Origin of the sequence: Clostridium akagii DSM 12554 (assembly GCF_000686725.1) — a bacterium.
Taxonomy (GTDB): domain Bacteria; phylum Bacillota; class Clostridia; order Clostridiales; family Clostridiaceae; genus Clostridium_I; species Clostridium_I akagii.
Genome location: NZ_JMLK01000054.1, coordinates 1 through 1,175, shown reverse-complemented (window position 1 = coordinate 1,175; position 1,175 = coordinate 1). Strand labels below are relative to the sequence as shown.

The window sequence follows — 1,175 nt, the reverse complement described above, 5'->3', positions numbered from 1 at the left end:
ATACAAGGGATATAGGTATGATTCTGAGACTGGACTGTACTACTTGCAAAGTAGGTACTATAATCCTGATTGGGGTAGGTTTATTAATGCGGATGGAATAGCAGCAAATACAGGTGAATTATTATCAGGCAATATGTTTGCATATTGTAAGAATAACCCTGTGAGTATGTCAGATGCAGATGGAGATAGGCCAAATTTTTCAGATGGTTCAGGACGTGAAACTCAAGATGATATTGATGCTTCACTTTCAACGATGTCAAAGGTGAATGCATATAGGTACGCACAAAAGTCATCGTTTAGTGTATCAGCAAGTGCAGTTAAGAATACTCGAGCAGCAACAATGGATAAAGCAGCATCGAAAGGAGCTCGCCAAGTAGTTAGTGTTACAAAAAAGTGGGTAGAGGGTGGGTTAGCAACAGTTAAGTATGTGGAAAGTCCAAGATTAAGTGAAGTTATTAAAATAAAGGGATTAGGTTCAGTAGGTTCAATTGTATTTACTGCTAAGGATATTATCACAAGTATAAGTAACAAACAGTATGTTGGAGCATGTATTGATTTGGTTGCTGGAGCCGCAGGGATTGGAGCTGGTACAATAATAGAGGCTATAGGAGCTGGTATTATAGCAACAATTGCGGCACCAGAATTGTTGGTCGGCATAGGAGTATTTGCTGTTGGTGTTGGCGTAGGAGTGCTAATAGATCAGCAAACTGATAGAATAAAAGATGAATACTATGGGAGGTAATAGTTATGAAAAATGTAAAACATATTGGAATTATAGGCGTTCTTGTAGGAATGGTTCTTAGTAAAGTATTGGGAAGTTATTTTGGAAATGATTCACGGATAATATTAATGCTTTTTGCAATGATGTGTGTATTTGTTGTGATAATATGTTTAGCTTTGAAAAAAAGTTATTCTGCAGCAATAATATTCTTCATATTGTTATTACCATTGATTATTGGGTTTTTAGGTATGTATTTAAATAATTCGTATTTGTCATCTGGTGGATTAATTTTATTCTTTGTTGTATCACTCATAATACTTAAGTATTTAAACAAGAAAAATAAATCGGTATAATTATGTGGTAAGATTGATAACTACTATAATAGCTTCAAATAGTTATTAAAATAAAGGTCAGCAGGTACTAATACTTGTTGGTTTTATTTTTGGCAAAAAAA

General features: G+C 34.1%; 2 protein-coding genes. Both read left to right on the top strand.

Annotation, left to right across the window (positions count from 1 at the left end; translation table 11 throughout):
* Window positions 1-742: RHS repeat-associated core domain-containing protein (locus BR66_RS24935; RefSeq protein WP_162174161.1), on the top strand; the 742-nt coding region annotated here is incomplete at its 5' end.
* A gap of 5 nt (window positions 743-747) precedes the next feature.
* Window positions 748-1,074, top strand: a complete 327-nt coding sequence (locus tag BR66_RS0115600; protein ID WP_026883722.1) for a hypothetical protein — start codon at window positions 748-750, stop codon at window positions 1,072-1,074.
* Window positions 1,075-1,175 lie beyond the last annotated feature (101 nt).

What these genes read in the sequence shown, in the direction of transcription:
- BR66_RS0115600 (WP_026883722.1), top strand. Translation starts at nt 748, where the DNA reads ATGAAAAATGTAAAACATATTGGAATTATAGGCGTTCTTGTAGGAATG.